Below are 8,643 nucleotides of genomic sequence, written 5' to 3'. Positions count from 1 at the left end.
TCATTTCCTGCCTGGTGTTAGTCAAAAACACAGTCTTATGCCTACCCGTTATTTTAAGTGGGAGACTGTGTCCGGTGTTTCAGGGGGCTACTCCATTTGCATTCATTTCCGTCTCCGTTGACATTGGCTACCAGTGCGCTCTCCGAAGTGTCAGCGCATGGTCCAACTCCGATTTTTTGTGTGCGACCTCAGTCGCGAAGGATGGTGGGTCGCCAGTTTGGTTCGCGAGACTCTGTCGAACCCATCCGGCGATGCCCCGAAGATAGGTGCAACGAGCCCCACCCGGGTATCGAAGAACTGGCGAACGCGCCATTTGCGAAAGACGAATAATCGGCACCGGCAAGCGGGAAGCGTGTACTGGAAAGGGCAGCGCGTCGCGGACGCCGAAGAAATTGGGCGGTTTCCAGTGTCCCAGGGGATTCCCCCCTAGACATCAGCGGGGCCAGGCGGCGGCTCGCTTCAGGACGGATTCAGTTGACTTTGCGTGCGGGCCGGAACATGGCGGCAATGCCTTGCAAAACGGCCTTCGTATATCGACAAAGGTTGGGTTGGTACGTTGCCTGCCAGGGCATGACGCCACAATGGCGAACATCGCGTTCAACATGATCAGCGCAAGGAATGTCGGCCCCATCACGTCTGAGCCCATCGACACTACGCTGCCCCCACGCGAGTGATATCGGCAATCTTTAGCTTGACCATAGTTCTCGAATGCCGCGATCGGGGAGTTGCACCTTTGCGCTTGAGCGAATCCTGGTCGCGATACCTCCTACCGCTTTGCAAACAACGGCAGAAGCCGCGAAAAATCGCTTGCACCGGCGCTTACGCGGACGCCAGAAAGCAAAAAGCCCGGCTATCGAAACCGGGCTTTCTGTTTGATTTGACTGGTACGGCAGGAGGGACTCGAACCCCCCACCCTCGGCTTAGAAGGCCGATGCTCTATCCAGCTGAGCTACTGCCGTAATGAAGTGAGGCGATGCAACAACCGCGCACGACGTGCATCGCCCGCAATGAGAACCCGCGTACGGGAATCGTGGAACCTGTGCTCGCACAAGCCACAGGGTTCGTGCTTACCGAAATTGTAACTGACCGGGCCGGCGACCGGAAACCCGGTGCCACGCGCTACGGGCCGCTTCGATCCGACGACCCTCGCCAAGCCCCTGTCAGAAGACTCATCCGCTCACAAAACAAACAGGCCCGGCAGCTTGAGCCGGGCCCGGATTATAACCGATCACTCCCCGCGCGCGCGTGCGCGGCGGCCACGCCGAATGCGTTCAGGCTGGTTGCGGATGCAGCGCAAACCAGCCGAGGAACACGACCCCCGCGATCACGCAGTACACGCCGAACGACGCCAGGCGTCCACGGCCTTCGAAATAGCGCATCAGGAAACGCACGCTGAGATACGCGGCGATCGCGGTCAGCACGCCACCCAGCAGCGCGTCCGCGAGTTGGCCCGGTGCATGAAACAGCTTCGGCAATTCCAGCACGCCGGCGGCGAAGATAATCGGCGTGCCGAGCAGGAACGAGAACTCCGCCGCCTTCTCCGTGGTCAGGCCGGCCGCATTGCCGGCGATCATCGTCAGGCCGCTGCGCGAGAAACCCGGAATCAGCGCGCCGATCTGCGCGAGGCCGACAAAGAACGCCTGGCGAAACGTCAGCTTTTCCGGCGACTGATGCGCGCGCGTACGTTGCAGGCGATCCCCGAACCACAGCAGCACGCCGTTGACGATCAGCGCGATCGCGACGATACGCAGGTCGTGAAAAATCCGCTCGAGGCGTTTTTCGAGCAGCAGCCCGACCAGCCCCGCCGGAATCGTGCCGATGATCAGCGCCCACATCATGTGCGCGTCGTCGTTACGGCGGCCGCCGAACGACGCGAAGAAGCCGCGCACCAGCGCGCACCAGCGCTTGCGGAAATACCACAGCAGGGCGAACGCGGTGCCGAGGTGCAGCGCGACGAGGAACGGCAGCAACTGCGGCGCATGCTTGTCGATATGGATGCCGAACAGTGCGGGCACGAGCAGCGTATGGCCGAGGCTACTCACCGGGAACAGTTCGGTGACGCCCTGCAGCACGCTCAGAAAAATCAGAAACGACAGGTTCACGCGGCGGTCCTTGTAAGGAAAATGTGAGGTAAATGCACGCCGCGAAAGGGAAATCGGGCGAACAAAATCGCACCGATTATGCCTGGCTGGAATGTCAGCGCCAAGCGTCCGAGTCACATTCGGGGAAATATTGATGCGCTGCGTCACAACTGGAAACCATTGTTACGCCGCGGCAAAGAAACGGGCTGCCGAAAGCGGCCCCAGGTTCATCGCAGAGAGTGATGCCCTCAAGAGAGGGCCTGAATCAGGTCCCGCGCGAGGTCCGAGCTGAGCGGCCGGCTACGCGCAGAACAATGCCGCAATCAGCGTTCGAGCTTGTGAAAGAAATAGAAAGTGCTTGCCGCGAACATGCCGAACAAAGCCAAACCCATTGCCATTGCGAGATCCATAACGCCTCCTGAGCCGATCTCGCCCGGTAGCCGGAGTACCGGGCAGTCAGACGAATTATCGTTAGGGATCGCCTTTTTCCGACACCCGCAATTTCCCCAGAAGGGTTTCCCCGTAGCGCAAAGCAGAGCAAAATCCTTCTCTCGCGTGGTGCCGGACGCCCACGGCGTGGGCCGCAGCGAAATATGCCCGCGCGCCCTTCGCACCTCCCTCAACCCTCACTCACCAGCTCATCGACCATGCCGCTTTCCCCGCAACAGGACATTCTCGAGATCGCCCAGGACGCCTCTGTGCTCCGCTTTTCACCGCAAGCCGGCGGTCGTCTGCTGTCATGGACGATCGATGGCGAAGAGGTGATCCATTGGCCCGAGCACGCCGACTGGAGCCAGCCGGCGCGGATTCGCGGCGGCAATCCGCTGCTCTTTCCGTTTCTCGGCCGGCATCGCGTCGATGGCGAGATCGGCTTCTGGCGCGACGCCAACGGCACCGTGCGCGAGCTGCCGATGCACGGTTTCGCCCGCGACCTTCCGTTCGAAGCGCACGCCGACGTGCATGGCGCCGGTCTGCGCCTCGTCCTGCGCGACAGCGCAGCGACCCGCGGCGGCTATCCGTTCGGCTTCCGTTTCGAGGCGGCGTATAGCCTCGTCGATGCGCGCACGCTGGACGTCACGTTCACTACCACCAATACCGGCGACGCGCGCCTGCCCTACTACGCCGGTCATCACTTCTACTTCACGCTGCCGCACGCGCAGCGCGGTACAACCACGATCGAGCTGCCGCGCACCGAGCGGCGCCACCAGCAGGCCGACGGCTCGATCAGCGCCGCCGAGCCGGGCGAAGCACGCTACACGCTCGACGAAGCGCGCATCCACGATCGCTTCCATTGCCTCGTCGGCGCGCCGGATCGGCCGGTGCGGCTCGTCGCGCCGGGCCTCGAACGGGTCGTCACGATCGATCTGCAACGGCCGGGCTCCGTGCCCTGGTACGCGGTCACGACATGGACCGAAGCCGCCGAGTCGGATTTCTACTGTGTGGAACCGTGGCTGGGTCTGCCGGACGCGATCCACAACGGTATGGGATTGCGCTGGCTCGAACCGGGACAAACCGAGACGGCGGCGCTGCGCATCAGCGTCGAAAAGACGGCTTGAGAGCCGGGACCTCGCCGAGGCTTTTGCAGCGACTTTCTGCACCGGCCTTGACGATGTTTTCGCAAACCTCTGCCGATGGTCTTCGCGGCCGGGCTGGCCGCCCCGCGCGGCATTGCGCGCCGCGTGGCGTACCTCGCAACTTCGCCCTGCCGTCCCGTTTTTGGATGCTGCAGTGCAAAACCGTTAGAATCGGACGCTTTGCATCTACCTGCCACGTGATCGGGATCGGCGCGCGGCAGCGCTTTGCGAGGTCCAATGCTGGGAACAACAAGAATGATGAAACGACTCGCCTGCGCGTCGTTGCTGGCAGTGCTCGCCGCGTGCGGGTCGGCGCCGGTGGGGCCAGGTTTTTATCGGGTCGAACGGGGCGATACGCTGTCCAGGATCGCGCGCAGTAACCGGCAGTCGGTGCAAAGCATCGCACGCTGGAACAACCTGACCAATCCGGACAGCATCGAGGTCGGCCAGGTGCTGCGCGTCGCACCGCCGGGCGGCGCGGCATCGACGAGCGGTGCGGTGCGCAGCAGCGGCAATGGCAGCGCGTCGGCGGCGCCGCGCCCCGCGCCGGCGGAAAGCGCGCCGGCCGCCGCCCCGGCGTCGACGATCTCGCTGGTGTGGCCGGCCGACGGCGCGGTGATACGGCGCTTTAACGGCGCCAATTCGAAGGGCATCGACATCTCGGCGGCAGCGGGTACGCCCGTGGTCGCCGCGGCGTCCGGTACGGTGGTGTATGCGGGCAACGGCTTGCGCGGTTATGGCAATCTGCTGATCCTCAAACACGATTCTGAGTACCTGACCGCCTACGCGCACAACCGCGTGCTGCTCGTCAAGGAAGGCGAATCGGTCAAGCGCGGCCAGAAAATCGCCGAGATGGGCGACACCGATACCGACCGTGTGATGCTGCATTTCGAGCTGCGCTATCAGGGCCGTTCGATCGACCCGTCGCAGGCGTTGCCGCCGCGCTGAACGCATGCGAAGCGCCACGCGTATTCAGCGTCCCAGCCGCGTGCTTCGATGTTCGTGTGGGCAGCTGTTCCGCACGCCCGTGCCGCGCCGGGTATGCGCCCTGCCGCAGGAGCGTGGGAACCTGGCGTGCTATAAAGCGCTCAATCCAGAAAGGCCCGGCCTCGCGCCGCGTCTTTCTCCGTTATCTGTAAGGAATCTGCAATGAAGAGCGCATTGGCGTCCGTCGTGACGGCCGCAGCGGTCGGTCTCGGCCTGCTGACGTTGGGCAGCCTCGGCGGCTGCTCCAGCACCACCACCATGACTTACCTGCCGAGCGGCGACACCGGCTTCGCCATCAACTGCAGCGGCAGCGACGCGAGCTCCAGCTGGGCCGAGTGCTACAAGCAGGCGGGCGAAGTCTGTGGCAATTATGGCTACGACGTTGTGTCGAAAGATGTCGACAACGGGGCGACCTCGGGCGGCTCGGTCGGCGGCATTTTCGGCGCGAACGTGAAGAACCGGTCGATGGTGGTTCGCTGCAAGCAATAAAAGCGGCAGCGGCATACGAACTGCCGCGCCCCGAGTTAGCGGCGGCGCCAGCGCCCGGAGCGTGGATCGATACGCGCGGCAAAGCGAAACAGCATGCTAAGCGCGATCGGCCAGACGCCGAGAAAAATGATCAACCAGGTCATGGCCGGCGCAATGAAAAGATAATCTTTAATGATCCATTGCGCGTATGAATCCGCCGTGACCCGTGCCGGTCTGCTGAGAAAAAAAGCCCGGCACGAGGCCGGGCTAACGGGGGTTCGGCGCATATCGGCAAAGGACCGGTTCACCATGCGCCAGAACGAAATGTAACAACCCCCATTTACAAGCGCAATGGATTAATTTCGCAATCAATGTGACGCGGCGTACGGAATCCGCGCGCCGGGAACAGAAATTGTCGGGATTAAACCGGCTAAAACCGCCGCACGCTTCGACGGCTGACATAATCGAAGCCGCGCGCCGAAACACTAAATACTGCCGCGAACCGCACAAAACAAGGCTCTGGAAAAATTCGCGCCAATGGCCTGATGAAAGGCCACTGGCCGATTTTAACTAACCAGTTCAGCCTTAAACCGACGCTTAACGATTTGCGTAATCTTGGTGCGCCAACGCACCAAACCCATGGATTAACGAATAATCACTTCCGAATTAACCGTTTTATTTGTTCTCGAGAAAATTCGCGGATAGCGGAATAACAATAGTATCAAATCAACCGACCAATTTCGATCTCAATTCAAACGGCCTTCTGATTTAGTCATTCAAATGACGAATACCGGCACGCAATCGTTTGGCGTGGCCGGATCACCGAATCCGGCCGGACCAAAACCGGAACTCACATCACTCGCAAGCCCAGTTCGGTGACGAGCACCGCGGCCTGCTGATGTGAAATCGTCGCGCCTTTGAAAAGGGCGGCATCGACGAGCCGCATGCCGCTGAGATCCGCCTCGCGCAGGTCCGCTCCGTCGAAACGTGCGCCCTTCAGATGAGCATCCTTCAGGCTGCCGCCATCGAAAACCGCCTCGCGGAAATCGACGCCGGCGAGGTCGGCGTCGGAAAAATCGAGTTGCTGCAGCGTCGCCTTGCGAAACGACAGGCCGCGCAGATGCGCGCCCACCAGCAGGGTTTCGGCAAAGCTCAAGCCCAACGCCGTGCAAGCCTCGAAATTCGCGCCGGTCAGCTTGCAGCCGCGAAACGACGCCGACGCGAGCTTCGCGCGCCGCCAGCCGGTGTTGTTCAGATCGCTCGACTGAAACGCGGCGTCGACCAGATCGGCCGAGCCGAAATCCGCCTCACGCCCACGGCAACGGACCCAACGGGTATGCGAGAGCGCCGCGCCGAAAAACGAAGTCTCCGCGATCGTGCAGCGATGAAATTCCGCACCGCGCAGATCGAGTCGCGACAGATCGGCACCCTCGAAATCGCAATCGGTGAAGTGAAGCGGCACGGGGTGGCCGGTGTCGGCGGGGCGCGCGGCAAGCAGGCGCTCCACGTCGGCGCGGGTGAGCGTGGCGTCGCTCACGGCGCCGCTTTGCGCGCCCGCGGCGGGCGTCGTTGAATCCAGTGACATGAAGGTTCAGAATCGATTTTCGAAAGACCCCAAGCGTACCGGAACGCGCCCCGCCCTGGCGGTTCGCGCCGATGGTTTATAGTAACGGCCCCGTCAGAACCCGCTTACGATGACTTCCAACGACGCCACCCACAGCACCCACAGCCCGCTGTACGCCAAGCTGCTCGCCGAAACCGCGAAGATCGGCTGGACCGAACTCGAACGCTTTTTCGCACGCGGCATGCTGCTGCGCGTCGCACGCGACCTCGATCTGGTGAGCGTCGCCGAAGCGATCGCCGGCGACGACACCGCCCAGGTCACGCAATGGCTGTCGGCCGGCCTCGTCGAGCGCGTGCAGGCGGACACCGCCGCCGATTTCGCCGCGCGCGACCCCGACCTGTGGGCGGTCGTGGTGTCGCCATGGGTGTGCGTGCAGGAACGCACTTGAGCGAAGCCGCACGCGGCGCCGATGCGCCCGCGTCCGCTGTTCCAGTGCGCTGGCATCGCCGGGTGCTGGCGCTCGCGTTTCCGATCGTCCTTGCCAACCTGACTCAGCCGATTCTCGGCGCGGTCGACACCGCCGTCGCCGGCCATCTGGAAGGCGCGTCATATCTCGGCGGCGTCGCGCTCGGCGGCCTGTTCTTCAACTTCGTGTTCTGGGGCTTCGGCTTCCTGCGCATGGGCACCACCGGGCTCGTCGCGCAGGCGCACGGCGCGGGCGATCACGCCGAATTGCGCAACACCGTCATTCGCGCGCTGCTGATGGCGCTCGCCATCGGCGCGGCGGTGCTGGCGCTGCAACTCCCGTTGATCGATTACGCGCTGCGCGCGCTCGGCGGCAGTGACGCGGTGCAGCGGCACGCGCGGCTTTACTGCCATGCGCGGATCTGGGCCGCGCCGCTCGCGCTCGGCAACTACGTGGTGCTCGGCTGGCTGCTCGGCACGCAGCGGGTGCGGCTCGCGCTGCTGTCGCAGGTGTTCATCAACAGTGTGAACATTGCCGCAGTGCTCCTCTATGTGTACGGCTTCGACTGGGGCGTGGCCGGCATCGGCGCGGCCACCGCCACCGCCGACGCGCTCGGCTTCGTGCTCGGCGCCGCGCTGCTCTGCCATGGTCGACCTCGCGGCCTGCCCGCGCTGACCCGCGCCGCGTTGTTCGACACGGCGGCACTCAAGCGTCTGGTCGTGCTCAACCGCGACATCTTCGTGCGCACGCTGTGCCTGCTGTCGTCGTTCGGCTGGTTTGCGCATCTCGGTGCGCGGCAAGGCGACGCGACCCTCGCCGCCAATGCGCTGCTGCTCAATTTCCAGACCTTCATGGCCTATGGACTCGACGGCTTCGCGCATGCCGCCGAGGCGCTCGTCGGCGCGGCCATCGGCGCACGCGACCGGCACGCGTTCGCGCAGGCGGTCAAGGTCACCGCGCTGTGGTCCGCGCTCGGCGCGCTGTGTTTTGCGCTGGTGTACTGGGGGGCGGGCGCGTGGATCGTCGAACGTCTGACCGATCAGGCCGCGGTGCGCGTTGCCGCCGAAACCTATCTGCCGTGGGCCGCGCTCTCACCAGTGGTCTCCGTGTGGGGCTTTCTGCTCGACGGCGTGTTCATCGGCGCGACCCGCACGCGCGAACTGATGGTGTCGATGATCGTATCGCTGGCGGTATTTGTGGCGGTGTCGTCGGCGTTGCTGGCGCTGCACGGCAATCACGGTCTATGGGCCGCGATGATGATCTTCATGGCCGCACGCGGCATCACGCTTGCGCGGTACTTGCCGGGTGTCGTGCGTGGCGCGGGGGGCGCTGCGGCGTGAGCGTCATCGCCCGGGCAAAATTCGGATACGCCACGCATGCGTGCTTGCGCTCGCATCACGTGGCGCGTTGGACGCCTGTGAGTGGAATAGGGATGCTTTCGTGGCGGTGCGATTTTTGCCGCCGTATGTCGACAAGGCACCTGAAGTAGGCGATTCACATGGC

At 63.6% G+C, this 8,643-nt stretch carries 8 protein-coding genes and 1 tRNA gene; 5 read left to right on the top strand and 4 right to left on the bottom strand.

All coding sequences use genetic code 11. From position 1 onward, the window contains the following. Positions 1–882: 882 nt before the first annotated feature. Together ACZ9H4_RS14095 and ACZ9H4_RS14090 are read right to left on the bottom strand one after the other, a co-directional pair. Positions 883–959, bottom strand: a tRNA-Arg gene (locus ACZ9H4_RS14095). 312 nt (positions 960–1,271) lie between these two features. Beyond that, positions 1,272–2,102: an undecaprenyl-diphosphate phosphatase gene (locus ACZ9H4_RS14090; RefSeq protein ID WP_408155086.1), complete on the bottom strand. Its 831-nt coding sequence runs from the start codon at positions 2,100–2,102 to the stop codon at positions 1,272–1,274. 626 nt (positions 2,103–2,728) lie between these two features. Between ACZ9H4_RS14090 and ACZ9H4_RS14085 the strand changes: the two genes are divergently transcribed. The 3 genes from ACZ9H4_RS14085 to ACZ9H4_RS14075 all read left to right on the top strand — a co-directional run bounded on the left by ACZ9H4_RS14085 (position 2,729) and on the right by ACZ9H4_RS14075 (position 5,131). Continuing rightward, positions 2,729–3,637, top strand: coding sequence for an aldose epimerase family protein (locus ACZ9H4_RS14085; protein WP_476119289.1), 909 nt, complete (start codon positions 2,729–2,731; stop codon positions 3,635–3,637). 255 nt (positions 3,638–3,892) lie between these two features. After that, entirely contained in the window at positions 3,893–4,603 is a 711-nt protein-coding gene (locus ACZ9H4_RS14080) for a peptidoglycan DD-metalloendopeptidase family protein (RefSeq protein ID WP_408155090.1), read from the top strand. Positions 4,604–4,804: 201 nt separating this feature from the next. Then, entirely contained in the window at positions 4,805–5,131 is a 327-nt protein-coding gene (locus ACZ9H4_RS14075) for a hypothetical protein (protein WP_408146250.1), read from the top strand. Between the two features lie 35 nt (positions 5,132–5,166). Here ACZ9H4_RS14075 and ACZ9H4_RS14070 read toward each other — a convergent pair whose 3' ends face one another. Both ACZ9H4_RS14070 and ACZ9H4_RS14065 read right to left on the bottom strand, forming a co-directional pair. Next, on the bottom strand, positions 5,167–5,421 hold the full coding sequence (locus tag ACZ9H4_RS14070; protein WP_408146248.1) for a hypothetical protein: 255 nt from the start codon (positions 5,419–5,421) through the stop codon (positions 5,167–5,169). Between the two features lie 539 nt (positions 5,422–5,960). After that, entirely contained in the window at positions 5,961–6,695 is a 735-nt protein-coding gene (locus ACZ9H4_RS14065; RefSeq protein ID WP_476119288.1) for a pentapeptide repeat-containing protein, read from the bottom strand. 109 nt (positions 6,696–6,804) lie between these two features. Between ACZ9H4_RS14065 and ACZ9H4_RS14060 the strand changes: the two genes are divergently transcribed. After that, positions 6,805–7,122, top strand: coding sequence for a DUF2288 domain-containing protein (locus ACZ9H4_RS14060; protein WP_408325096.1), 318 nt, complete (start codon positions 6,805–6,807; stop codon positions 7,120–7,122). After that, positions 7,119–8,480 (top strand): MATE family efflux transporter, encoded by a 1,362-nt coding sequence (locus ACZ9H4_RS14055; RefSeq protein ID WP_476119287.1) that lies wholly within the window; start codon positions 7,119–7,121, stop codon positions 8,478–8,480. The genes ACZ9H4_RS14060 and ACZ9H4_RS14055 overlap by 4 nt, the downstream gene beginning before the upstream one ends. Positions 8,481–8,643: the final 163 nt, after the last annotated feature.

The organism is Paraburkholderia sp. TE9906 (assembly GCF_056279605.1).
Note: the sequence above shows the minus strand (reverse complement) of the source record. Positions and strands in the feature narration are given on the sequence as shown.

What these genes read in the sequence shown, in the direction of transcription:
- ACZ9H4_RS14085 (WP_476119289.1), top strand. Translation starts at nt 2,729, where the DNA reads ATGCCGCTTTCCCCGCAACAGGACATTCTCGAGATCGCCCAGGACGCC.
- ACZ9H4_RS14080 (WP_408155090.1), top strand. Translation starts at nt 3,893, where the DNA reads ATGCTGGGAACAACAAGAATGATGAAACGACTCGCCTGCGCGTCGTTG.
- ACZ9H4_RS14075 (WP_408146250.1), top strand. Translation starts at nt 4,805, where the DNA reads ATGAAGAGCGCATTGGCGTCCGTCGTGACGGCCGCAGCGGTCGGTCTC.
- ACZ9H4_RS14070 (WP_408146248.1), bottom strand. Translation starts at nt 5,421, where the DNA reads ATGGTGAACCGGTCCTTTGCCGATATGCGCCGAACCCCCGTTAGCCCG.
- ACZ9H4_RS14065 (WP_476119288.1), bottom strand. Translation starts at nt 6,695, where the DNA reads ATGTCACTGGATTCAACGACGCCCGCCGCGGGCGCGCAAAGCGGCGCC.
- ACZ9H4_RS14060 (WP_408325096.1), top strand. Translation starts at nt 6,805, where the DNA reads ATGACTTCCAACGACGCCACCCACAGCACCCACAGCCCGCTGTACGCC.